This is a genomic window from Neisseria sp. (assembly GCF_041804105.1).
In the GTDB taxonomy this organism is placed as follows: Bacteria; Pseudomonadota; Gammaproteobacteria; order Burkholderiales; family Neisseriaceae; genus Neisseria.
The window spans coordinates 1-23035 of the sequence record NZ_JBHCJY010000106.1 but is presented as its reverse complement, the minus strand read 5'-3'; the positions used below and the strand labels follow the sequence as shown (position 1 = coordinate 23035).

The 23035-nt window shown below is 55.2% G+C and carries 21 protein-coding genes; 12 read left to right on the top strand and 9 right to left on the bottom strand.

Annotated features, from left to right (window positions below):
- The first annotated feature begins 710 nt into the window (after positions 1-710).
- Together purH and ACEYDX_RS09520 are read left to right on the top strand one after the other, a co-directional pair.
- On the top strand, positions 711-2288 hold the full coding sequence (purH, locus tag ACEYDX_RS09525; RefSeq protein WP_373741788.1) for a bifunctional phosphoribosylaminoimidazolecarboxamide formyltransferase/IMP cyclohydrolase: 1578 nt from the start codon (positions 711-713) through the stop codon (positions 2286-2288).
- Positions 2289-2467: 179 nt separating this feature from the next.
- The gene (locus ACEYDX_RS09520) at positions 2468-2770 is read left to right on the top strand and encodes a hypothetical protein (RefSeq protein ID WP_373741787.1); all 303 of its coding nucleotides are present in this window, start codon (positions 2468-2470) and stop codon (positions 2768-2770) included.
- A gap of 248 nt (positions 2771-3018) precedes the next feature.
- Here the strand turns inward: ACEYDX_RS09520 and ACEYDX_RS09515 are convergent, their stop codons facing one another.
- Complete coding sequence (locus ACEYDX_RS09515) at positions 3019-4299, bottom strand: NAD(P)/FAD-dependent oxidoreductase (RefSeq protein WP_373741786.1); 1281 nt, start codon at positions 4297-4299, stop codon at positions 3019-3021.
- Positions 4300-4532: 233 nt separating this feature from the next.
- Positions 4533-5687, bottom strand: coding sequence for a PLP-dependent aspartate aminotransferase family protein (locus tag ACEYDX_RS09510; RefSeq protein ID WP_373741785.1), 1155 nt, complete (start codon positions 5685-5687; stop codon positions 4533-4535).
- Positions 5688-6021: 334 nt separating this feature from the next.
- On the opposite strand from ACEYDX_RS09510, the gene folE2 reads away from it, so the two are divergent.
- Positions 6022-6795, top strand: coding sequence for a GTP cyclohydrolase FolE2 (folE2, locus tag ACEYDX_RS09505; protein WP_373741784.1), 774 nt, complete (start codon positions 6022-6024; stop codon positions 6793-6795).
- A gap of 512 nt (positions 6796-7307) precedes the next feature.
- Here the strand turns inward: folE2 and nth are convergent.
- A complete protein-coding gene (nth, locus tag ACEYDX_RS09500) occupies positions 7308-7943 on the bottom strand; it encodes an endonuclease III (RefSeq protein ID WP_373741783.1) in 636 nt (211 codons plus the stop codon).
- 137 nt (positions 7944-8080) lie between these two features.
- Here nth and ACEYDX_RS09495 point away from each other — a divergent pair, with 137 nt between their 5' ends.
- A complete protein-coding gene (locus tag ACEYDX_RS09495) occupies positions 8081-8650 on the top strand; it encodes a nitroreductase family protein (RefSeq protein WP_373741782.1) in 570 nt (189 codons plus the stop codon).
- A 99-nt stretch (positions 8651-8749) separates the two neighbouring features.
- Here the strand turns inward: ACEYDX_RS09495 and ACEYDX_RS09490 are convergent, their stop codons facing one another.
- Positions 8750-9268 (bottom strand): hypothetical protein, encoded by a 519-nt coding sequence (locus ACEYDX_RS09490; RefSeq protein ID WP_373741781.1) that lies wholly within the window; start codon positions 9266-9268, stop codon positions 8750-8752.
- Positions 9269-9429: 161 nt separating this feature from the next.
- Here ACEYDX_RS09490 and ACEYDX_RS09485 point away from each other — a divergent pair, with 161 nt between their 5' ends.
- Positions 9430-9837, top strand: a complete 408-nt coding sequence (locus ACEYDX_RS09485; RefSeq protein ID WP_373741780.1) for a helix-turn-helix domain-containing protein — start codon at positions 9430-9432, stop codon at positions 9835-9837.
- Positions 9838-9900: 63 nt separating this feature from the next.
- Here the strand turns inward: ACEYDX_RS09485 and hemC are convergent, their stop codons facing one another.
- Positions 9901-10842, bottom strand: coding sequence for a hydroxymethylbilane synthase (gene hemC / locus ACEYDX_RS09480; RefSeq protein ID WP_373741779.1), 942 nt, complete (start codon positions 10840-10842; stop codon positions 9901-9903).
- 176 nt (positions 10843-11018) lie between these two features.
- Positions 11019-11270, bottom strand: a complete 252-nt coding sequence (locus tag ACEYDX_RS09475) for a hypothetical protein (RefSeq protein ID WP_373741778.1) — start codon at positions 11268-11270, stop codon at positions 11019-11021.
- Positions 11271-11467: 197 nt separating this feature from the next.
- Here ACEYDX_RS09475 and ybeY point away from each other — a divergent pair, with 197 nt between their 5' ends.
- The 4 genes from ybeY (at position 11468) to lnt (ending at position 15804) form a co-directional block, all read left to right on the top strand.
- Complete coding sequence (ybeY, locus tag ACEYDX_RS09470; RefSeq protein ID WP_373741777.1) at positions 11468-11986, top strand: rRNA maturation RNase YbeY; 519 nt, start codon at positions 11468-11470, stop codon at positions 11984-11986.
- A gap of 1 nt (position 11987) precedes the next feature.
- The gene (locus ACEYDX_RS09465) at positions 11988-12818 is read left to right on the top strand and encodes an HlyC/CorC family transporter (protein ID WP_373741776.1); all 831 of its coding nucleotides are present in this window, start codon (positions 11988-11990) and stop codon (positions 12816-12818) included.
- 322 nt (positions 12819-13140) lie between these two features.
- Positions 13141-14013: a DUF808 domain-containing protein gene (locus tag ACEYDX_RS09460; RefSeq protein ID WP_373741775.1), complete on the top strand. Its 873-nt coding sequence runs from the start codon at positions 13141-13143 to the stop codon at positions 14011-14013.
- Between the two features lie 114 nt (positions 14014-14127).
- Entirely contained in the window at positions 14128-15804 is a 1677-nt protein-coding gene (gene lnt / locus ACEYDX_RS09455; RefSeq protein WP_373741774.1) for an apolipoprotein N-acyltransferase, read from the top strand.
- Positions 15805-16232: 428 nt separating this feature from the next.
- Here the strand turns inward: lnt and lolD are convergent, their stop codons facing one another.
- Together lolD and ACEYDX_RS09445 are read right to left on the bottom strand one after the other, a co-directional pair.
- Positions 16233-16916, bottom strand: coding sequence for a lipoprotein-releasing ABC transporter ATP-binding protein LolD (gene lolD / locus ACEYDX_RS09450; protein ID WP_373741773.1), 684 nt, complete (start codon positions 16914-16916; stop codon positions 16233-16235).
- Positions 16909-18159: a lipoprotein-releasing ABC transporter permease subunit gene (locus ACEYDX_RS09445; protein WP_373741772.1), complete on the bottom strand. Its 1251-nt coding sequence runs from the start codon at positions 18157-18159 to the stop codon at positions 16909-16911. Before ACEYDX_RS09445 ends, lolD begins: the two co-directional genes overlap by 8 nt.
- A 233-nt stretch (positions 18160-18392) precedes the next feature.
- On the opposite strand from ACEYDX_RS09445, the gene ACEYDX_RS09440 reads away from it, so the two are divergent.
- The 3 genes from ACEYDX_RS09440 (at position 18393) to fabB (ending at position 20966) form a co-directional block, all read left to right on the top strand.
- Positions 18393-18680, top strand: a complete 288-nt coding sequence (locus tag ACEYDX_RS09440; RefSeq protein WP_373741771.1) for a hypothetical protein — start codon at positions 18393-18395, stop codon at positions 18678-18680.
- Between the two features lie 304 nt (positions 18681-18984).
- Positions 18985-19509 carry a 3-hydroxyacyl-[acyl-carrier-protein] dehydratase FabA gene (fabA, locus tag ACEYDX_RS09435; RefSeq protein WP_373741770.1) on the top strand — a complete coding sequence of 175 codons (525 nt, stop codon included), beginning with the start codon at positions 18985-18987 and terminating at the stop codon, positions 19507-19509.
- 242 nt (positions 19510-19751) lie between these two features.
- The gene (gene fabB / locus ACEYDX_RS09430) at positions 19752-20966 is read left to right on the top strand and encodes a beta-ketoacyl-ACP synthase I (protein WP_373741769.1); all 1215 of its coding nucleotides are present in this window, start codon (positions 19752-19754) and stop codon (positions 20964-20966) included.
- An 87-nt stretch (positions 20967-21053) separates the two neighbouring features.
- On the opposite strand, the gene ACEYDX_RS09425 is transcribed toward fabB, so the two are convergent.
- The coding region (locus tag ACEYDX_RS09425; RefSeq protein WP_373741768.1) for a bifunctional aconitate hydratase 2/2-methylisocitrate dehydratase at positions 21054-23035 on the bottom strand (1982 nt) is incomplete at its 5' end.

Here is a 23035-nt window from a genome sequence, read left to right as displayed (position 1 = left end):
TGCAGGCATGAATGAAGAGACTAACCGATTGTTTATAGACAATTTCTTTGGCATTTGAATGATAAAAAGAGTTGGAAAACCAACCCAAATATCCATTAGAAGCTAAGTTCTCGAAATACCAACCCAAATGTCCATTAAGCCGAAAATTACGATAAGAGCATAGCGTTTTACAGAACAACGATTGATAGTGATTTTGATGAAATTAATAACCTTTTAAAAGATGAAGCCCGCGTAGGTACGGTTAGCCCCGTGTTTTTGGGGCGTAACCGTACGCAATGTGGTTTGAAGGATGCGATGCTGACGGGCGTACGGTTACGCCGTTGCGGCGGGTAACCGTACCTACGGTGCTGTGTTTCTGAACCTGCGTAGGTGCGGTTAGCCCCGTGCTTTTTGGGGCGTAACCGTACGCGATGTGGTGTGAAGGATGTGATGCCGGTGGGTGTACGGTTACGCCGTTTCGACGGCTAACCGTACCTACGGTGCTTGCGTAACCGTATGCAATATTGCAGAAGGAAGTGATGCCGTCTGAAAAGTCTTTCTTTCAGACGGCATTTCCGTCATTCGATTATTTCCTTAGCTTGGCAACAAAGGCCGTCTGAAACGCTGTGCCGAACCGCCGCCCGTCATGAAAATTAACCATAGGCTTATTACTCCAAACAGCGTAAAATCACGGCTGAAATTTTCCCGAACCCCCAGAAAAAGGAATATCTATGGCAGCCGTAAAACGTGCCCTTATCAGCCTGTCCGACAAAACAGGCGTTGTCGAATTCGCCCAATCGCTCGATAAACTCGGCGTGGAAATCCTCTCCACCGGCGGTACCGCCAAACTGCTGGCCGACGCCGGCGTACCGGTTATCGAAGTGGCCGATTACACCGGCTTCCCCGAAATGCTCGACGGCCGCGTCAAAACGCTGCACCCGAAAATCCACGGCGGTATCCTCGGCCGCCGCGATTTGAGCGAGCACGTCGCCAAAATGGAAGAGCACGGCATCGGCAACATTGATCTGGTGTGCGTGAACCTTTATCCGTTTGCCGCCACCATTGCCAAACCCGGCTGCACGCTGGAAGACGCGATTGAAAACATCGACATCGGAGGCCCCACCATGGTGCGCTCCGCCGCCAAAAACTGGAAACACGTCGCCATCGTTACCGACAACGGCGATTTCGCCGCAGTCGTCGAAGAGTTGCAAAACAACGGCGGCAAGCTGGGCGACAAAACCCGCTTCAACCTTTCGCGCAAAGCCTTCAGCCATACCGCCCAATACGACGGCATGATTTCCAATTATTTAACCAGCGTGTCAGACGAAAAACTCTCGGGCGAGCCGGAAATCCGCGAATTCCCCGAACAGTTCAATCAAAGCTGGGTGAAAGTGCAGGAAATGCGCTACGGCGAAAACCCGCACCAGCAAGCCGCGTTCTACCGCGACCTATATCCTGCCGCCGGCAGTCTGGCCGCCTACAACCAGTTGCAGGGCAAAGAATTGTCTTACAACAACATCGCCGATGCCGACGCGGCTTGGGAAGCGGTTAAAGCGTTTGACGCACCCGCCTGTGTGATTGTGAAACACGCCAATCCCTGCGGCGTGGCGGTGGCCGATACCCCGCTCAATGCCTACAAACTGGCGTTCGCCACCGACACCACCAGTGCGTTCGGCGGCATCATCGCCTTTAACCGCGAAGTGGACGCCGAAACCGTAGAAGCCGTTACCGGCCAGTTCCTCGAAGTGCTGATGGCGCCGAAATTCACCGACAAAGCCAAAGAAATCATCGCCGCCAAGAAAAACGTGCGCGTGCTGGAAGTGCCACTGCTGGCCGGCGCCAACCGTTTCGAACTCAAACGCGTGGGCGGCGGCCTGTTGGTGCAAACGCCCGACATCCACCGCATCCGCCGCGAAGATTTGAAAGTGGTGAGCAAACGCCAGCCCACCGAGCAGGAATGGAACGACTTGATGTTTGTGTGGAACGTGGCCAAGTTCGTGAAATCGAACGCCATCGTGTTCGGCAAAGGCGGCCAGACCTACGGCATCGGCGCCGGCCAGATGAGCCGAGTGGATTCCACCCGCATCGCCGCGCGCAAAGCGCAGGACGGCGGTTTCGATTTGAACGGCGCGTGCGCCGCGTCGGATGCGTTTTTCCCCTTCCGCGACGGCGTGGACGTGATTGCCGAACAGGGCATTAAAGCCGTGATCCACCCCGCAGGTTCGGTACGCGATGAAGAAGTCTTCGCTGCCGCTGACGAACACGGCATGGCGATGGTGGTAACGGGTGTGCGCCATTTCAGGCATTAAAACAAATTCAGACTGCCTGAAGTTTTCAGGCAGTCTGAAAACCGATTGGGAAAGGAAGCATGTATGACCGCAAAAGAATACCGCCGACTGTTTAGCGAAGATCAAGCCGTGGCTGGGAGATGCCGCACACGAACCTGTGTGGGCAATCAACAATCAAACATATGAGAAAGACTATGATCATGCATAAAATGTTTAGTGTAATGATATTGCCACTATTGCTCGGTGCATGTGCGCAAATGCTGCCTGCACGTGCTAAGTCTTTAGACGGTCAGCGCTATCAGCTTGAAGCTTCAGGAAATATGTTTGCCAAAGAGCAAACACTGGTAAGGCAGATTGAGAAAAAGGCACACAAACTGTGTCCTAATGGTTTCTACTATGAAGCTGCCGATAATTCAAAATGGCAATCAGATAAATTTTATCAAAACAATATGTGGGTATCGATAGATTATAAAGTGATGCAGAGGATTGTGAAATGCGATTGATTGACGCAAACCGGATCAAATGAAAGAAGCAAGCAAATTGTGTCTCCCATTTTCATGTGTATGGGAATCTGGAAAATTAATCTCCGGTGGTTTAACTATTTCTGAAGCTGATAAATTTGGATTTCAGTTTGGCGAGAGAATGAAGAATCATCATTTCTAGAAAATTTTTAAGTTTTGTAAAAGGCCGTCTGAAAAATGTTTTTCAGACGGCCTTTGTTTTCAGACGGCCTTGTGATGCCTGAGCCGAATCAATGCAGTTTCAATCTGCCCGATACGCGTTTCTGCGCCATCCTGGCCAGCGCGAGCAGGGCGGTTTTGGTGTAGCCGAGAATGGCTTTGTGGTGCATCAGGTGCAGCGACATATACATGTATTTCGCAATCAGCCCTTCGATGAAGAAGCTGCCGCCGGAGAGGCTGCCCATCAGGTTGCCGACGCCGTGGTTGTTGCCCAGAGAAACCAGCGAGCCGGAGTCTTTGTAGACAAACGGTTCGGTAAAGTCGCGGCCTTTTTCGTAGGCTTTGAGCAGGCCGCACAGGTAGTCGGCCTGCTGGTGGGCGGCTTGGGCGCGGGCGGGAACGAATTTGCCGCTTTCCCATTCGCAGGCGGCGCAGTCGCCCATGGCATACACGCCTTCGGCGGGGGTTTGCAGTTGGCGGTTGACTTCAAACTGGTTGATGCGGTTGACCGGCAGGCCGTATTCGCGGTTGCGGTCGGCGGCTTTGATGCCGGCCGCCCAGACCACCACGTCGGCAGGGATGGCGTCTTGGTCGGTTTGCACTTTGTCGGGGAAAATTTCCAATACTTTGGTGGCGGTCAGCACGTTGATGCGTTTCTGGCGCAGGGCTTGCGTGGCCTGCGCCGACACTTTTTCGGGCAGTCCGGACAGGATGCGCGGGGCGGCTTCGATCAGGGTGATGTTGATGCGGAAACGCTGTCCCGAGCCGCTGTTTTCCTGAATCTCGTGGTAGGCTTCCATCATTTCGGCCGACAGTTCCACGCCGGTTGCGCCGCCGCCGACGATGACGACGTTCAGGAGTTTGTCCTGCGAGTAGGATGCGCGGGCAAACAGGTTGAGCAGGTGGGTATGGAAGTTTTGCGCGTCTTGGGCGTTTTCCAGCACATAGGCGTGTTCGCTGCCGGGCGTGCCGAAGAAGTTGGAACCGCAGCCCACCGCCAGAACGCAGCGGCTGAAACTGATGTTGCGTTCGGGAATAATCAGTCCGCCGTTGGGGTGGTGCACTTCTTTGAGCGTGAGTTTTTTGGCGGCGGGGTCGAACGCGGTCAGCTCGCCCATCACGAAACTGAAATGGTTGGAACGCGCCAGAATGCTGTATGACAGCCCTTCCTGCTGCGGGTTGAGCGTGCCCGCCGCCACTTCGTGCAGCGTGGGTTTCCAGATGTGGAAGGGCGAGCGGTCGATAAGCAGGATTTTTTCGGGGCCGGCCCTGCGGCCGAAGGCGCGGCCGAGTTTGGACGCCAGCTCCAGCCCGCCTGCGCCGCCGCCGACGATTACGATGTCGTAGTGCATGATTGTCTCTCTGATCGGGTGTCGTGAAATCGGACGGGAAACCTGCTGCGTTGGCAGTATTTGGCCGTATCCGCCGCAGTTTCCCAGTCCGGTTCCGCTGTTTTCGGGGTTGTTGTTATGGACAGGGTTTTTAGGGGCGACAGTTTATCAAAGATAGGCCGTCTGAAATACAGGATTGGCAAAGGCCGTCTGAAAAAATTTTCAGACGGCCTTTGCTGTGCGGCAGCGGCGGGTCAGAGTGTGGTGTCCAATGCGGCGGAAATGTCGGCCCAGATGTCGTCGAGATCTTCGATGCCGACGGAAAACCGCAGCAGGCCTTCCCGTATGCCCATCTGCATTTTTACGTCGTGCGGTACGCCGCTGTGGGACTGGGAATAGCAGTGGTTGACCAGGCTTTCCACGCCGCCCAAGCTGGCGGCCATTTTCACGAGCTTCATGTTTTTTATCACGGAATTGGCGGCGGCTTTGCTGTCGTTTTTCAGGTAAACCGTTACCACGCCGCCGAAGCCGCGCTGCTGGCGTTTGGCCAGCTCGTGGTGTTCGTGCGACGGCAGGCCGGGGTAGAACACTTTTTCGACGGCAGGATGCGTTTCGAAGCGGCGGGCGATGTCCAGCGCGTTTTGGCAGTGGGCTTCCATGCGCAGGGCAAGGGTTTTTAGGCCGCGCAGCACCAGCATGCAGTCCATCGGGCCGGCGACGCCGCCGGTGTTGACGGTCATGGCGCGCAGCGGTTTGGCCAGTGTTTCGTCTTTGACGGCGACGATGCCCATCAACACGTCGGAATGGCCGCACAGGTATTTGGTGGCGGAATGGAACACGATGTCGCAGCCCATGTCGAGCGGATTTTGCAGATAGGGCGTGGCGAACGTGTTGTCGATGCCCACCAGCGCGCCCGCGGCTTTGGCTTTGGCGGCGAGCGTGGCGATGTCCACCAGCCGCAGCAGCGGGTTGGACGGGGTTTCGAGCCACAGCATTTTGACCTGGTGCGCCGCAAGAAGCGGGTCGAGCGCCGCAGGGTCGGTCAGGTCGGCGAACACCACGTTCACCCCCCACGGGCGGTATACATCGACCAGCAGGTCATACGCGCCGCCGTAGATGTCGGCCACGGCCACGATGGTGTCGCCGGGCTTCAGGAAGGTGCGCCACACGGCATCGATGCCGGCCATGCCGCTGCCGTAGGCGAACCCCGCCGCGCCGTGTTCCAAGTCGGCCACGGTGTCTTCCAATACCTTGCGCGTGGGGTTGCTCAGGCGCGAGTAGCGGTAGGGGATTTGTTCGCCGATTTCGTGCATGGCGAACATACTGTTTTGGTAAACCGGCGGCATGATGGCGCGGTTGTGTTCGTCGGGTTCGTAGCTGGAATGGATGGCTTTGGTGGCGAATTTCATGGCGGAATCCTGTTAACGGGTATTTGACGGCATGATTTTAGCACTTCGGACGGCGTAGTGTTCGGAAAGGGCAGGGCGGATGCGCACAGCGGGCCGTGTTCGGGCAGCTTGTCGGAATATTCGCGCACGCGTTTTTGCCGGCAGACGCAAAACAGGCCGTCTGAAAATACCCGCCGCTTGAAATCCGCCGCATTTCCCCTTATTTTCCGCCGAACGGAGTTATAGAAACAATCAATCCCCGCACAGGTTTCAAGTGATATAATCTCGCATTTGCAGGGCTGCGCATTTTTCAGACGGCCCCGCCCATTCCCACACACCAAAGGAAAAAAACCGCATGAACGCCATTGCAGACGTGCAGTCCAGCCGCGATTTGCGCAACCTGCCGATTAACCAGGTCGGCATCAAAGATTTGCGCTTCCCTGTCAGCATCGCCACATCCGAAGGCGTACAGTCCACCGTTGCCCGCCTGACCATGACCGTTTACCTGCCTGCCGACCAAAAAGGCACGCACATGTCGCGTTTTGTCGCGCTCATGGAAAAGCAGACCGAATCTTTGAGCTTCGGCCGTCTGAAAACGCTCACGGAAGAAATGGTGGCGCTGTTGGATTCGCATTCCGGCAGAATCAGCGTTGCATTTCCGTTTTTCCGCAAGAAAACCGCGCCCGTGTCCGGCATCCAGTCGCTGCTCGACTACGACGCGGAAATCACGGGCGAAATCCAAAACGGCGCATACAGCCACACGCTCAAAGTGCTCGTGCCCGTAACCAGCCTTTGCCCCTGCTCGAAAGAAATTTCCCAATACGGCGCGCACAACCAGCGTTCGCACGTTACCGTTACCCTGTCGTGCAACGCCGAAGTCGGCATCGAAGAAGTCATCGACTGCATCGAAGCACAGGCAAGCTGCCAGCTCTACGGCCTGCTCAAACGCCCCGACGAAAAATACGTTACCGAAAAAGCCTATGAGAATCCGAAGTTTGTCGAAGACATGGTGCGTGACGTCGCCACCGCTTTGATGGCCGACGGCCGCATCGACCGCTTTGTGGTCGAGAGCGAAAACTTCGAATCGATTCACAACCATTCGGCTTACGCCTACATCGCCTATCCGTGATTTGCGTTTTGAAACCGCAAAACAAGGCCGTCTGAAAATTTTTCAGACGGCCTTTTACCGTTGCTGCCGCCATCGGCTTGCGCCAATCCGCGACGATTGATTTTCCTTGCAGACGGCAATCCGATTGCGGATTTTGCAATTTGCCAAACCGCAAACGTTTCTTGTTGTTTACCGTGGATTCCCGCCTGCGCGGGAATGACGGCCCAGAGCACATCATTTCAGGCACAGCCTGATTTTAGAGAACGGGTTGAAACAGCCGGACAAATTCAGTTGGACAACATCCCGTACTGTACAACCGCTGCCGCAATCAGGCCGTCTGAAAAATTTTTCAGACGGCCTTCTCTGAATGGGTAGTTTTTTAGTATAAATAATTGAAAAATAATGATTTATAGAGATTATGCGAATGCGGCGGCTATCGGCGGCGCCATTCCCGCACAGGAGGGAATCCACGGTAAGCAACAAGAAACGTTGGCAATCAGGCCGTCTGAAAGTTTTTCAGACGGCCTGATTTGTTACCCCGCCGTTTTCGCCGGATATTCGCACAAATCGTTAATCAGGCACTTGCCGCACAGCGGCTTTTGCGCTTTGCAGGTGTAGCGGCCGTGCAGAATCAGCCAGTGGTGCGCGTCGAGCAGGAATTCTTTCGGCACAAATTTCATCAGCTTGTCCTCCACTTCGCGCACGTCTTTGCCCGGTGCGATTTTGGTACGGTTCGATACGCGGAAAATATGCGTGTCCACCGCCATCACGGGCCAGCGGAACGCGGTGTTCAGCACCACATTGGCCGTTTTGCGGCCCACACCCGGCAGTGCTTCCAAAGCGGCGCGGTCTTCGGGCACTTCGCCGCCGTGTTTTTCCAATAAAATGCGGCAGGTCTGCATGATGTGTTTGGACTTGGTTTTGTACAGACCGATGGTTTTCGTATATTCCATCACCCCGTCCAAACCCAAATCCAGCATCGCCTGCGGTGTATCGGCGACGGGAAACAGCTTGGCCGTGGCCTTGTTCACGCCCACATCGGTGGCCTGCGCCGACAACAGGACGGCGATGAGCAGCTCGAACGGGCTGTTGAAATTCAGTTCGGTGGTCGGGTGCGGATTGGCGTCGCGCAGGCGGGTGAAGATTTCTTGGCGGATGGTTTTGTTCATAATCGGTTTCGGTATTTTTATGGTTGCGGTTCGGCCAAACGGCTTTTCAGACGGCATCAGGCCGTCTGAAAAAGTTTATCAGATTTCCCTGTGTTACAATCGGAAGCCTTTTCAATCAACCCGTTTGAGAAACCGATATGGACGCTTTAACCCTGCTCACCACCCGCCGCTCCGTGCGCGAACTGCGCGAACCCGCCCCGAACGAACAGGATTTGGAAACCATGTTCCAAGCCGCCACGCAAGTGCCCGACCACGGTAATCTGACACCGTGGGAATTTGTGGTGGTGCAGGGCGAAGCCGCGTTCGCACGTTTCCGCCGCGCATTGGAAGAAACCGTGGAAACAATGGGTTATGACGAAACTGCGCGGAAAAAAATCGACAAAGTGTGCGGTATGGCGCCGATGATGATTGCCGTCGTTGCCCGACCGAAAACCGAAGGCGCAAAGCCCAAACCCGTTTGGGAGCAGGAAATGAGTGCCGCAGCCGCAGCCTATGCCCTGCAACTGTCGTCGGTTGCGCTGGGCTACGGCAATGTCTGGATTACCGGCCTGTGGTGCGACAGCCCCGTGCTGCGCCGCGAAATGCAGTGCGCGGAACAGGACAAAATCATCGGCCTGCTGATGATCGGCACACCCGCAGGCGAACCGAAATACGAAGCGAAGAACACCGAAACCGGAAGATTCGTTACCCGTTGGCAGGCCGTCTGAACGGCAGAACGGATTCCGCACGGCAGTCTGCCTTAACATCCGGGCAGGAAACCAAAAGGCCGTCTGAAAGATTTCAGACGGCCTGATTGCGGTCGATATTTATTTTTCAGCCAAAGGTTGGAGCTGGCGTTTTTGTGCTTCCGTCAGTTGGTCAACCGATATGATTTTTAAGGAAACCTGGTCGGGATTGACCGATTGTTCGATGGTGTTTTGCAACGGATTCAGAGTAACGGCTGCGCTGTTGGGCAGGGTAAACATTTTACCGGTGGCCGGGTCGACAATCAGCCAGCCGACAAGACCGCCAAACAGTAAATTACCCGCAAAATAAAAGCCGCTGATGCCGCTGTCCAATACAAATGTCTGGGGTTCGTAGCCCGGTTTGTGGAAATTGATGGTATATTTTTCACCTTTAAAGAAACCCGCAGAGGCTTTCAAAGTAACACTGTTCGGTGTGATGCCCTGCGTAATCACTTTGCCTGCGCGGTTGGTAATGGTAAATGAGGCACCGTCGGGGGTGGAGCTGACGTTTACAGGATAGCTGCTTTTCTCCATAATGGACGCACAGCCGCTTAAGGCAAGCAGTGCGGCAACGGCAAGAGCGGTAGTTGGATGGCGCATAATCGTGTTTTCCTTTACTTAATTTAAAATTTATCGACGCTTTTTGATTTGGTTTTTAAAAAGCTCGCGAATTTTATGTAAATGTAACTTCCTTTAAAACCAACAAAACGTGTGGCTCGGCTACCGATTTTGTGTTGCAAATACTCTGGATTGTGATGGTAATGAACATTAACGAAAAAATACGCATGATGCGCGAGCTTAATCAATGGTCTCAGGAAGATATGGCCGAGCGGATGAATATGTCGGTAAACGGTTATGCCAAAATAGAACGCGGGGAAACCAAGTTGAAGTTGGACAAGCTGACGCAGATTGCCCAAATTTTTAATGTGGATATTGTCGAGTTGATGCAGCCGGGCGAAAACGGCATCCTGATTTTTATGAACGACAACAGTGCCACCGGTCATAACGGGTACAACAATACTTATTACAACGGTAATGAGGCGGCCGGACACGAAATCGACAAACTGAAACTGATGCTGGCGCACAAAGATGAAATCATCAGCCAGAAAAACAGCGAGTTGGAAATATTGAAAGAAATGGTTGCCTTGCTGAAACAGCAAAAACCTTAAACGGGCAGAATGCAACACAGGCCGTCTGAAAACTTTTTTCAGACGGCCTGTGTTTTTGATGCGTCAAACGGTGTCCGATTCGGCCAATACCGCCCGTATCAGTTCTTCCGCGCCGTCGTCGGCCAGTTTTTTGGCGACGGCGCGGCCGAGGGCGTCGGCGTAATGGGCGGGGGCTTGGGCGTCTGCCTGCAAGATGACCGAACCGTCGGGATGGCCGACGAGTCCGCGCAGGGTCAGGAGGCCGTTTTCTTCGGTGCAGTAGGCGGCCAGCGGCACTTGGCAGCTGCCGCCCAGCGCGCGGGCGAGGGCGCGTTCGGCGGTTACGCAGGCGGCGGTGGTGTCGTGGTTGAGCGGTTTCAGCAGATCGGTCAGGTCTTGGCGGTGTGCGGCGGTTTCGATGCCGAGCGCGCCTTGTCCGGCGGCGGGCAGGCTGTCGGCGGGCGACAGGATGCCGCGGATGCGATCGTGCAGTTCCAAACGTTCCAGGCCGGCAGCGGCGAGGATGATGGCGTCGTAGTCGCCGTTGTCGAGTTTGGCCAGGCGGGTTTGCAAGTTGCCGCGCAGGGGTTTGACGGACAAATGGGGGAAGCGGGCGCGCAGTTGGGCTTCGCGGCGCAGGCTGGAGGTGCCGATGATTGCGCCTTCGGGCAGGTCTTCGAGCCGTTCGTAACGGTTGGAAACGAATGCGTCGAACGGGTTGGCGCGTTTGCAGACGGCGGCGAGCGCGAAGCCTTCGGGCAGCACCATCGGTACGTCTTTGATGGAATGCACGGCCAAATCGGCGCGACCGTCGGCCAAGGCTTGTTCGAGTTCTTTGACAAACAGGCCTTTGCCGCCGATTTTGGACAGGGTTCGGTCGAGAATCTGGTCGCCGCGCGTGGTCATGCCGAGAATCTGCACGTCGCAGTCGGGGTAAAGCGTTTTCAGACGGCCTTGGATGTGTTCGGCCTGCCACATGGCCAGCTTGCTTTCGCGGCTGGCGATGACGAGTTTTTTCGGGGTCATGGTGCGGTATTTTCAGGGTGGGGACGGGCGGATTTTAGCACGGTTTTTCAGGCGGAAAGGCCGTCTGAAAACGTTTCGGGGCGTTGCCGCGGAACGCGGGGAGACGGCGGATGTTGCCGTGTGTGCGGACGGCGGCCTACGGGTTGGGGTCGGTGCAGACATCCGGATCGCCGCGTTCAGCAGAGTTTTTCCACTTCCACGGCCTGAGCGTAGCGTTCCGCATGGCCGAAGCCGCGTCCGCCGTTTTGCGTTTTCGACAAAACGCGGGCAACGAGGCACATTTCCGCGGTGGCTTCGTAAGCCTGTTTTTCTCCGCGCAGGGCGTTGATTTTTTCGGCCACCGCGCCGTTTTTGTCGGAAACGAAATACGTTTTACCGTTGTGGCGGAACTCGGCCTGCTCGAAAGAAAAATGCACTTGGCCGCGCATTTCGGCGGCTTCGGGTTGGAACGTGCGGGGCGTGCAGGCGGCAAGCAGCAGGAAGGGCAGGATTAAGGGCTTTCATGTTCGGTCTTCGGTATCGGAAACAGAAGTATGACTGCGGCAGCGGCGGATAGTTCGGTCGGCGGGATTTTCAGACGGCCTTATGCTATATTTGCGCCTGTAATTTTTTCCGAACCCTGCCCATGAAACGCGCCAAGAAATTCCCTTTCCTGAAAATCCGGCAACAACGCTTCACGCTGAGTTTCGACAATGCTTCCGCGGCATCGGAAGTGCCGTCTGAAAAACAGTTTTACAACTGGATGTGGCACGCGCTGAAAAACGCATACCGCCGCGCCGACATCGGCCTGCTGCTGCTCGACGAAGAAGAAGCCCGCGCCTACAACCGCGATTACCGCGGTAAAGACTATGCCACCAATGTGTTGAGTTTCGCGCTCAACGAAGGCGAACAGATACTGCCGCACCGTTTTTCAGACGGCCTGTACGGCGATTTGGTGATGTGCCCGCAGGTGGTGCTGAAAGAAGCCGCCGAACAGGGCAAAACGGCCGAGCAGCATTTCGCCCACCTGGCCGTACACGGCACGCTGCACCTGATGGGCTACGACCATGAGGAAGAAGCCGAAGCCGAAATCATGGAAGCACTTGAAACCCGCCTGCTGAATCAGTTAGGATACCCCGACCCCTACCAAGAGAGCGAACACTGAAATGGACGACAGCCAGTCGAAACCGAATTTTTTGGAACGCATCATTTCCCGCATTTCGGGCGACACGCCCGATTCCGCCGAAGACGTCGTTACCCTGCTGCGTCAGGCGCACGAGCAGGAAGTGTTTGACGGCGACACACTCGCCCATCTGGAAAAAATGCTGGATTTCGCGGAACTCGAAGTGCGCGACGCAATGATTACCCGCAGCCAGATGAACGTAATCAAAGAAAGCGACAGCATCGAACGCATCGTCGCCTACATCAACGAAACCGCGCATTCGCGCTTTCCCGTCATCGGCGGCGACAAAGACGACGTTTTGGGCATCCTGCACGCCAAAGACCTGCTCAAATTCATGTTCAACCCCGAACAGTTCAACCTGCAAACCGTTTTGCGCCCCGCGGCGTTCGTACCCGAAAGCAAACCGCTGTCCGCGCTGTTGAAGGAATTCCGCGAGCAGCGCAACCACATGGCCGTGGTGGTGGACGAATACGGCGGCATTTCGGGTTTGGTCACGTTTGAAGACATCATCGAAGAAATCGTCGGCGACATCGAAGACGAATTCGACGAAGACGAAAGCGCCGACAATATTTTCGCCGTTTCCGCCGAACGCTGGCGCATCAACGCCGTTACCGAAATCGAAGACATCAACGGCTATTTCGGTACGGATTTCAGCGACGAAGAAGCCGATACCATCGGCGGGCTGGTCATCCACGAACTCGGCCACCTGCCCGTGCGCGGCGAAAAAGTGGTCGTCGGCCCCCTGCAGTTTACCGTTGCCCGCGCCGATAAACGCCGTCTGCACACGCTGATGGCGACGCGGATAAAAGAGTAGGGCAGGGCGTTTTGTCCGCCGGTTTGCGGTTCGGCAATCAGGCCGTCTGAAAAAGTTTTTCAGACGGCCTGAAGTTTTTACCGTTGCAGGTATGAGGTTGCCGTTTCCATATTGTCGGAAATGTCCGGTGCGGATGTACGCCGTCGGAAAATACGCCGTGGTTCCGCATGGGAACAAGGCAGCAATGCAGCAGGCCGTCTGAAAATCCCCCTGCGGTTTCAGACGGCCTTTGCATATTTTTAAGGCCGTCTGAAAATGACGGCTCTGTTTTTTCGGGTATAATGCGCGGTTTTCAAACACATATTCACGAACAGGAATTTACATGGCCTTTGCCTCGCTTTTTACCCTGCTTGACGACATTACCGCCGTGCTCGACGACGTGGCGCTGATGACCAAAATGGCCGCCAAGAAAACCGCCGGGGTGGTCGGCGACGATTTGGCGCTCAATGCCAACCAGGTTACGGGTGTTTCCGCCGAGCGCGAGCTGCCGATTATCTGGAAAGTGGCGAAAGGTTCGCTGATCAACAAGGTGATTCTGATTCCTGCCGCGCTGTGGCTGTCGCAGTTCCTGCTGTGGCTGGTAACGCCCTTGCTGATGTTGGGCGGGGCGTTTCTGTGTTTCGAGGGCGTGGAGAAACTGCTGCACAAAATGCTGCATAAAGACGACGGCCACCACGGCCACACGGAAGACGAGCTGGTGGACGAAAACGCGAAAATCAAAGGCGCCATCCGCACCGATTTCATCCTTTCCGCCGAAATCATCATCATCGCGCTGGGCGTTGTGCCCCCGGGTACGGGCTTTACCGAGCGCGCGCTGATGCTGTCGGCCATCGGCATCGGCATGACGGTGCTGGTGTACGGCTTGGTGGCCGTGATTGTGAAACTCGACGATTTGGGTCTGCACATGATGAACAAAGGCGGTGCGCGCGCGGCTTTCGGCAAGGGGCTGATTGCGGTGATGCCGTGGTTTATGCGCGGCCTGAGCGTTTTGGGTACGCTGGCGATGTTTCTGGTGGGCGGCAGCATCATCGCCCACGGTGCGCCGTTTATCCACGATTTCCTGCACGCCCGCCATTGGGATACGGGCCTGCCGTCGATGGTTGCGGATTTGGTGGTGGGCGTGGTAACCGGGGCCCTTGTGTGCGCGGTGGTGCTGCCGCTGATGAAGGTGTTCTCGAAAAAAGAGGCACATTGATACCGAAGGGCGGGGCGTATCCTGCCTGATGAATTGTTTATCCCGTTTCAGGCCGTCTGAAAACTTTCTTTTTCAGACGGCCTGATTACTGAAAACCCCGATTTCCAAACGTTTATGAGCTTTTTATCCCGATTGGAACAGCAGTTCCGCGACCCTGTGATCTACTGGCCTGCCGTTGCGCTGATTGCCGCGTCCACGCCGATGGCTTTCGCGCCGTATTACCATTTCTGGCTGATGCCGCTGCTGTTTGGCGCGCTGATACGTTTGGCCGAACTCAATCCGCAGCGTTCGGTGGCGGGGGCTTATGTGTTCGGCTTTATCGCCTACGCCTGTCAGTTTTACTGGATTCATACCGCATTGCACGATGTATCGGGTCTGCCGAACCTTTACGCCGTTCCCGCCGTTTTGCTGTTTGCCGCCTTTCTCGCACTTTATCCGATGCTGGCGTTCAAGCTCTGGCGCAAGTTCAACCTGCCACGCTGGATGAACGTGGGCATCGCGTTGCCGCTGTTGTGGACGTTGACCGAATTCGCCCGCGAACGCCTGCTGACAGGCTTCGGCTGGGGGGCAATCGGTTATTCGCAGATTACCCGAGACAGCCCGCTGGCCGGTTTCGCGCCGCTCGGCGGCATCCATCTGGTTACTTTGGCAACCGCGTTTGCGGGCGCATGGCTGGTGCTGTTTATCGACAACGAAAGCCGTCTGAAAAAACGCATCGCGCCGTTGTGCGCCGTCGTTGCCCTGTTTATCGGCGGCTATGTCGCCCAACAGACCGATTTCACCCGACCCGACGGCAGCACCAGCACCGTTGCGCTCGCCCAAGGCAATATCGAACAGACCCTCAAATGGCGTGAAGACCAAATCGTCCCCACCATCCAGCGTTATTACGACCAGGTCAGCAAAACCCGCGCCGACATCGTGATACTGCCTGAAGCCGCCATCCCGCAGATTATGCAGGATCTGCCTGAAAACGTTTTGCGCAGCTTTGCCGAACAGGCGCAGAGCAACGGCAGTTCCCTTGCCGTCGGCATTCTCAAATATACCGATGACAGCAGAACCGATTATGAAAACGCCGTCGTCAATCTCAGCGAATACACCAACGGCGAAAAACCGCGCATCCAGTCTTATGCCAAAAGCCACCTTGTGCCTTTCGGCGAATACAAACCCCTGCGCTTCATCACCGGGCCGCTCTACCGTCTGATGGACATGCCCATGAGCGACATGAAAAAGGGTGCGGCAGGGCAGCCGCCGCTGACCATGAAAAACCAGAAAGTCGCCTTCAACATCTGTTATGAAGACGGTTTCGGCGACGAGCTGATTGCTTCGGCCAAACAGTCCACCCTGCTGGCCAATGTCAGCAATATGGGCTGGTACGGCGATTCCAACGCGATGTGGCAGCAGCTTCAGCAGTCGCAGGCGCGTGCGATGGAACTCGGCCGCTACATGGTGCGTTCCACCAACAACGGTGCCACCGCCATCCTGTCGCCCAAAGGCCATATTGTCGCCCAATCGGTTCCCAACACCGTTACCGTATTGGAAGGCCATATCAAAGGCTATACGGGCGAAACCCCCTATATGGAAATGGGCGGTTCGTATCCGCTTATCGGCCTTTTGGCGTTGTTTGCCGTGATGCTGTACTACGTCGGCAGAAACAACCGGCGTTTCGGTAAATCCGCGCAGCAAAGGCCGACGGACGGAACGTCGGAACCGGCGGCAATGTCGCAATGGGGCGACGATGATGGCTTACAAGCCGATATGGATCAGGAATACCTGATAGAGAAAGACAAATAAAGATAAAGGCCGTCTGAAAATTTCAGACGGCCTTGTTTTTAAGCAAAGTATGTACAGTACAGCCAACAGATGAAATAAAAGAAAGGTTGTTTTTGGATATTGTGAGTAACCGGTGAGACCGATTTATTCCACTTGCGCCATTCCCGAGCAGGCGGGAAGCCAGCTTTGATATTCACAAATGCCTGTTTAAAAAAAGATACCCGATTTCAAACATGGATTCCCGCCTGCTCGGGAATGGCGGAAGCAGGCATCAATGCAATATCCAAACACAGCCAAATGAGAAAGTTTCTGTAAGTTCAAAAACCGATTCCCAGCTGAGCGGGAAGGTGGGTTTCTCAACCGGTTATGCAAAAAACAACGAAGAAAAAGGGAAAGCTCTGCTTTCCCTTTCATGTTTCCGTTTCGCCTCGCGAACGCTTCCGTTTGGATTACAGTTTGTCCTGCAGACGGCCGTCGGTCATGGTCATAACGCGGTCGAAGCGGGCGGCGAGTTCGTCGTCGTGTGTAACGACCACAAGGCTGGTGCCCAGTTCTGTTTTCAAATCCAGCATCATGTCGAGTACGTTTTGCGCGTTTCTGCGGTCGAGGTTGCCGGTGGGTTCGTCGGCCAGCAGGCATTTGGGACGGGTAACCAGCGCACGGGCGATGGCGGCGCGTTGGCGTTCGCCGCCGGAAAGCTCGCTCGGCCGGTGCAGCATACGCTGTTTCAAACCGACTTTTTCCAGCATGGACGAAGCCTGTTCTTGGGCTTCGGCTTTGGATTTTTTGCCGATTAACAGCGGCATCATGACGTTTTCGAGCGCGGAAAATTCGGGTAACAGATGATGGAACTGGTAAACGAAGCCGAGATAGCGGTTGCGCAGTTCGCCGAGCTGTTTCTGGTTCAGACGGCCTAAATCGCTGCCCATCAGGGTAACGCTGCCTTCGCTGGGGATGTCGAGTCCGCCGAGAATATGCAGCAACGTGGATTTGCCGCTGCCCGAAGCACCGATGATGCTCACGCTTCGGCCTTCTTCGACCTGTAGGTTGAGATTTTGCAGCACCTGTACGTCCAATACGCCGTCGCGGTAGCTTTTGCCAACGTTGCGGCAGTCCAAAATAATGTTATTCATAGCGCAGCGCCTCCGCAGGTTGGGTTTTCGATGCGCGCCAGCTCGGATAAAGCGTGGCCAGCAGCGAAAGGCCGAACGAAATGGATACGATGATGGCCACATCCGACCAGATAACGTGGGACGGCAGGTAATCGACGAAATAAATCGATGCGGGGATGAACTTGCGGCCGCTCACTTCTTCAATCCAATGCACAATCTGGCCGATGTTGAACGCCAGCAGCAGACCAAGCACCACGCCGATGAATGTTCCGATAAAGCCGAGCATGGCACCCTGTACGAAGAAAATCTTCACGATGCCCGAAGGCGGCATTCCCTGTGTGCGCAGAATCGCGATGGCCGACTGTTTTTCGGTTACGGTCATGATCAGGGTGGAAACCAGATTGATGGTGGCGACCAGGCTGATGAAGAACATAATCACGAACAGCATCACCTTTTCCACCTGTACGGCATCGAAATAGCTGCGGTTGGTAAAGGTCCAGTCGCGTACCCATACTTCTTTCTGGTGCGCTTGGGGAATCAGGCCGCCGATTAAGTCGGGCGCTTTGAGCGGGTCGGCCAGTTTCAGGCGCAGGCCTGCTCCGCCTTCGCTTAAGCGGTAGAGTGTCTGCGCGTCTTTCAGGTGAACCAGCGCAAGCATTTCATTAACCTGCTGGACTTTGGTTTTCACGATGCCCATTACGGTAAACTGCTTCAGGCGGGGCACGACGCCGGCGGGCGTTACGTTGCCTTCGGGTGTGATGACCGTTATCTTGCCGCCTTTTTCCGCGCCCAGTTTCTCAGCCAGAGCCTGTCCGAGAATAATGCCGAACTCCCCGGGTTTCAAATCGTTGAAACTGCCGGCGGCCATGTCTTTGTGGTATTCGATAACCCGTTTTTCTTCATCGGGCAGGATGCCGCGCAGTTGGACGCCGGTTACTTCTCCCGCATTGGCCAGCAGCGCATGGTCGGCGATATAGGGAGCCGTGCCCAGCACCGCTTTGTTGTTTTTGACAAGATTGCGCAAATCCTGCCATGTTTTGCCGTTTTCCATATCGAAATAGCCGATTTCGGCATGGGGCGCGACTTCGACAAGCTGGCCGCGGATGTCTTTCTGGAAACCGTTTACCACAGAAGTTACGGTAATCAGCGCAATCACGCCGATTGCGATGCCGATAATAGAAATGATGCTGATGACCGACATAAACCCCGTGCGTTTCCGTGCACGCAGATAGCGCAGGCCGATCCAACTTTCCATTGAAGCCATAAAAAGGCGTCCTTAATTGTTGAAAACAATCGCGCATTGTACCGTAAAACAGAATGGCGGCGGGATAGGCCGTCTGAAAAAATAAAGGCGGCAAACCGTTAAATCAGACTAATTTCCGACCCTTTTACAACAAATCCGCGTAAATTCCCCGACAATGCTTGCCAAGCACAAGCCTTCGGCCCTATTCTGAAACCGTAGCGCACACCGAGGCGCTTAACCGAAGAGGAAACACAATGAACAAAACCCAATTCTTTGCCTTGCCCGTTGCCGCCCTTGCTTTGTTTGCAGGTGCCAATGCCTTTGCAGCCAAAGAAATCAAAATCAGCGGCAACAATACATCGTACAGCGAAGCCGATGTACAGAAAGTCGCTGCCACTGCCGTGAGCATGGGTGTGAAAGAACCCGTACGCCTGAACCTTGCCGCAGGCAATCTGACCGTATCGGGCAACAGCAGCACCAAGTGCGTTTTCAAAGTCGGCAACGGCCCGACTCCGCAGATTCAGGGTGTGAGCTGTAAATAAGTTCCGCCGCAATCCGATTCCGTTTAATCTTGTTGCAAGCAGTCGAAAGGCCGTCTGAAAATATTTTCAGACGGCCTTTCTCCATATTTCTTAATCTTCCTGATTTGATTCGGAATGTAGTTCACAGACCGAATGCCAAGCAAAGGAAAAACAGATTGGCGGACGCATTGAAGGCCGTCTGAAACATCGTGTAAATGCCGTTCAAACAAAACGCATATTGCTTGACGGGTAACGGCGGCAGGTCTAAAATCCGCGATTTTAGAGCGCTCTCTCTAAACAGTATAAATCCCAAGGACAAACACACATGACCTCTTTCGTTCCCCAAAACAGCTATACCAAAGAAGAACTGCTCGCCTGCGGGCGCGGCGAACTGTTCGGCGCGGGCAACGCCCAACTGCCGCTGCCCAACATGCTGATGATTGACCGCATCACTTCCATCAATTCAGACGGCGGCAAATACGGAAAAGGCGAAATCATTGCCGAACTCGACATCCGCCCCGACTTGTGGTTTTTCGGTTGCCATTTCGAAGGCGATCCTGTGATGCCCGGCTGTTTGGGTCTTGATGCCATGTGGCAGCTTGTCGGTTTCTATCTGGGTTGGACGGGAGCTCCCGGACGCGGTCGCGCGTTGGGTTGTGCCGAAGTCAAATTCAGCGGCCAGGTTTTGCCCAAGCATCAAAAAATCACCTACCATATCCACATAAAGCGCGTGATGAACAGCAAACTGGTGCTGGGCATCGCCGATGCGGAAATGAGCGTGGACGGCCGCAAGATTTACGAAGGCAACGGCTTGCGCGTGGGGCTGTTTACCACTACCGACGATTTTTGATTGAAGGCCGTCTGAAAACGTCGGCAACCGATGAACGGTTCGGTTCTTCATTGTTTTGCCTTCGGAGTGGCCGCACCGGGATTCGGAGGGTTTTGTTACGTTTCAGGCCGTCTGAAAAAATCCGAGCCGTTTGCTGAATCTGCTTTCTTTTCCGATTGCAGCGGGTTTCATCCCCGAAAACTTCATGCCGTCTGAAGCCGTTTTTTCAGACGGCCTTCATAAGAAAATACAGGAGAATCAAGATGAAACGAGTTGTCGTTACCGGTATCGGCATTGTCTCCAGCTTGGGGAACAATGCCCGCGAAGTGCTGGAATCCCTGAAAAACCTGAAATCCGGTATTTCCTTCGAACCGACGTTCCAAGAAAAAGGCATGCGCTCGCAAGTGGCCGGCCAAATCAAACTCGATCCTAAGGAAATCATCGACCGAAAAATCATGCGCTTTATGGGCAACGCTGCCGCCTATGCCTACATCGCCATGCAGGAAGCCATTGAAAACGCAGGTTTAACGCCCGAACAGGTTTCCAATCCGCGCACCGGCATCGTGGCCGGCAGCGGCGGTGCATCGTCGTCGGCACAAGTGGAAGCCGCCGACATCCTGCGCGAAAAAGGCGTGAAACGTATCGGCCCGTACGGTGTGACCAAAACCATGGCTTCCACCGTTTCAGCTTGTCTGGCCACTCATTACAAAATCAAGGGCGTGAACTATTCCATCAGTTCTGCCTGTTCCACTTCGGCGCACTGCATCGGCCATGCGTCCGAACTGATCCAACTGGGTAAACAGGACATCGTGTTTGCCGGCGGCGGCGAAGAAATCTCATGGGAAATGGCCTCGCTGTTTGACGCGATGGGCGCGATGTCCAGCAAATACAACGACACGCCCGAACGCGCCAGTCGTGCCTACGATGCAAACCGCGACGGTTTCGTCATTTCGGGCGGCGGCAGTATTTTGGTGCTGGAAGAATACGAACACGCCAAAGCGCGCGGAGCCAACATCCTGTGCGAACTGACCGGCTACGGTGCAAGTTCCGACGGTGAAGACATGGTTGCGCCGTCGGGCGAGGGCGCAGTACGCTGTATGCAGTCGGCCTTGGCGCAGCACGGCGGCAGCGTGGACTACATCAACGCCCACGGTACGGCAACCCCGGTCGGCGACATGAAAGAACTCGAAGCCGTGCGTGAAGTGTTCGGCGAAAACATGCCGTTTATCAGTTCCACCAAATCCCTTTCAGGCCATGCCCAAGGTGCGGCGGGGGCGAACGAAGCGGTGTATTCGATTCTGATGCTGCAAAACGGCTTCGTCTGCGCCAGCGCAAACATCGAAACCCTCGACCCCGCCGCCGAAGGAATGCCCATCGTGCGCGAGAATTTCAATAAAGAACTCAACGCCGTCATGTCGAACAGTTTCGGTTTCGGCGGCACGAATGCCGCGTTGATTTTCAGCAAAGTGAAGGATTAAACGGACAGTTTTTGCTTTGCAAATTGGTTTGGATAAAGGCCGTCTGAAAAATTTCAGACGGCCTTTGACGGTTTAGCCTAAGCTGCTTTACACATTCACTTTTTCGGCAACTTCGTTGTAGCTGTCGATTTCGTTGAAGTTCATGTAGCGGTAGATTTGGTCGCCCTGCTCGTTGATGATACCGATATTGGCTTGGTATTCTTCAACGGTCGGGATTTTGCCCAGTTTGGAGCAAATCGCGGCCAATTCTGCCGAACCCAAGAACACGTTGGTGTTTTTACCCAAGCGGTTCGGGAAGTTGCGGGTAGAGGTGGACATCACGGTTGCGCCTTCGCGTACCTGCGCTTGGTTACCCATACACAGCGAGCAGCCGGGCATTTCCATGCGGGCACCGGCGCGGCCGAGTACGCCGTAGTGGCCTTCGTTGGTGAGCTCCTGCGCATCCATTTTGGTGGGCGGCGCCATCCACAGGCGCACAGGAATGTCGCTCTTGCCTTCCAGCAGTTTGGAAGCGGCGCGGAAGTGGCCGATGTTGGTCATGCAGGAACCGATGAACACTTCGTCGATGACGGTGCCTGATTTTTCAGACATAAAGCATACGTCGTCGGGGTCGTTCGGGCAGGCGATAATCGGTTCTTTGATGTCGTCCATGTTGATTTCGATAACGGCGGCGTATTCGGCATCGGCATCTGCTTTGAGCAGTTGCGGATCGGCCAGCCATGCTTCCATGGCTTTGATGCGGCGTTCCAGCGTGCGCGCGTCTTTATAACCGTCGGCAATCATGTTTTTCATCAGCACGATGTTGGACTTCATGTATTCGATAATCGGCTCTTTGTTCAGGTGTACGGTACAGCCTGCGGCAGAGCGTTCGGCGGATGCGTCGGACAATTCGAACGCTTGCTCGACTTTCAAATCGGGCAGGCCTTCGATTTCCAGAATGCGGCCGGAGAAGATGTTTTTCTTGCCGGCTTTGGCAACGGTCAACAAGCCTTGTTTGATGGCGTACAACGGAATGGCGTTGACCAAATCGCGTAAGGTTACGCCCGGTTGCAGCTTGCCGCTGAAGCGCACCAAGACGCTTTCGGGCATGTCCAAAGGCATCACGCCGGTTGCCGCTGCAAAAGCTACCAAGCCCGAACCGGCAGGGAAGGAAATGCCGAGCGGGAAACGGGTGTGCGAGTCGCCGCCGGTGCCGACGGTGTCGGGCAGCAGCAGGCGGTTCAGCCATGAGTGGATCACGCCGTCGCCCGGACGCAGGGATACGCCGCCGCGCGTAGAAATAAATTCAGGCAATTCTTTGTGGGTTTTCACGTCCACGGGTTTCGGATAGGCAGCGGTATGGCAGAAAGACTGCATGACCAAGTCGGCGGAGAAGCCCAAGCAGGCCAAGTCTTTCAGTTCGTCGCGGGTCATCGGGCCGGTGGTATCTTGCGAGCCGACGGTGGTCATGCGCGGTTCGCAGTATGTACCCGGGCGCACGCCTTGGCCTTCAGGTAAACCGCAGGCGCGGCCGACCATTTTCTGCGCCAGCGAGAAACCTGCTTTGCTCTCGGCAGGGGCTTGCGGCAGACGGAATTTGTCGGAAGCAGGCAGCCCCAAGGCTTCGCGGGCTTTGGCGGTCAGGCCGCGACCGATAATCAGGTTGATACGACCACCGGCCTGCACTTCGTCCAGCAGAACTTGCGATTTCAGCTCGAATTCGGCAACGGTTTCGCCGTTTTTCACGATTTTGCCTTCGTAAGGCAGGATGTCGACCACATCGCCCATTTGCAATGCGGAAACATCTACTTCAATCGGCAATGCGCCGGAGTCTTCTTGGGTGTTGAAAAAAATCGGTGCGATTTTACCGCCCAAGCACACGCCGCCGAAACGTTTGTTCGGTACGAAAGGAATGTCTTCGCCGGTATGCCAAATCACGGAGTTGGTCGCGGATTTGCGCGAAGAACCGGTACCGACCACGTCGCCAACGTAGGCAACAGGATTGCCTTTGGCTTTCAATTCTTCCAACAGTTTGATGGGGCCGACTTCGCCGGGTTTGTCGGGATTGATGCCGTCGCGCGGGTTTTTCA

Coding starts and splice junctions, on each gene's coding strand:
- ACEYDX_RS09445 (WP_373741772.1), bottom strand. CDS start 18,159: ATGGCTTCAATGGAAAGTTGGATCGGCCTGCGCTATCTGCGTGCACGG.
- nth (WP_373741783.1), bottom strand. CDS start 7,943: ATGAACAAAACCATCCGCCAAGAAATCTTCACCCGCCTGCGCGACGCC.
- ACEYDX_RS09490 (WP_373741781.1), bottom strand. CDS start 9,268: ATGCGCCATCCAACTACCGCTCTTGCCGTTGCCGCACTGCTTGCCTTA.
- ACEYDX_RS09475 (WP_373741778.1), bottom strand. CDS start 11,270: ATGCGCGGCCAAGTGCATTTTTCTTTCGAGCAGGCCGAGTTCCGCCAC.
- folE2 (WP_373741784.1), top strand. CDS start 6,022: ATGAACGCCATTGCAGACGTGCAGTCCAGCCGCGATTTGCGCAACCTG.
- ACEYDX_RS09515 (WP_373741786.1), bottom strand. CDS start 4,299: ATGCACTACGACATCGTAATCGTCGGCGGCGGCGCAGGCGGGCTGGAG.
- ybeY (WP_373741777.1), top strand. CDS start 11,468: ATGAAACGCGCCAAGAAATTCCCTTTCCTGAAAATCCGGCAACAACGC.
- ACEYDX_RS09485 (WP_373741780.1), top strand. CDS start 9,430: ATGAACATTAACGAAAAAATACGCATGATGCGCGAGCTTAATCAATGG.
- ACEYDX_RS09465 (WP_373741776.1), top strand. CDS start 11,988: ATGGACGACAGCCAGTCGAAACCGAATTTTTTGGAACGCATCATTTCC.
- purH (WP_373741788.1), top strand. CDS start 711: ATGGCAGCCGTAAAACGTGCCCTTATCAGCCTGTCCGACAAAACAGGC.
- ACEYDX_RS09495 (WP_373741782.1), top strand. CDS start 8,081: ATGGACGCTTTAACCCTGCTCACCACCCGCCGCTCCGTGCGCGAACTG.
- lolD (WP_373741773.1), bottom strand. CDS start 16,916: ATGAATAACATTATTTTGGACTGCCGCAACGTTGGCAAAAGCTACCGC.
- hemC (WP_373741779.1), bottom strand. CDS start 10,842: ATGACCCCGAAAAAACTCGTCATCGCCAGCCGCGAAAGCAAGCTGGCC.
- ACEYDX_RS09440 (WP_373741771.1), top strand. CDS start 18,393: ATGAACAAAACCCAATTCTTTGCCTTGCCCGTTGCCGCCCTTGCTTTG.
- ACEYDX_RS09520 (WP_373741787.1), top strand. CDS start 2,468: ATGCATAAAATGTTTAGTGTAATGATATTGCCACTATTGCTCGGTGCA.
- fabB (WP_373741769.1), top strand. CDS start 19,752: ATGAAACGAGTTGTCGTTACCGGTATCGGCATTGTCTCCAGCTTGGGG.
- lnt (WP_373741774.1), top strand. CDS start 14,128: ATGAGCTTTTTATCCCGATTGGAACAGCAGTTCCGCGACCCTGTGATC.
- ACEYDX_RS09510 (WP_373741785.1), bottom strand. CDS start 5,687: ATGAAATTCGCCACCAAAGCCATCCATTCCAGCTACGAACCCGACGAA.
- ACEYDX_RS09460 (WP_373741775.1), top strand. CDS start 13,141: ATGGCCTTTGCCTCGCTTTTTACCCTGCTTGACGACATTACCGCCGTG.
- fabA (WP_373741770.1), top strand. CDS start 18,985: ATGACCTCTTTCGTTCCCCAAAACAGCTATACCAAAGAAGAACTGCTC.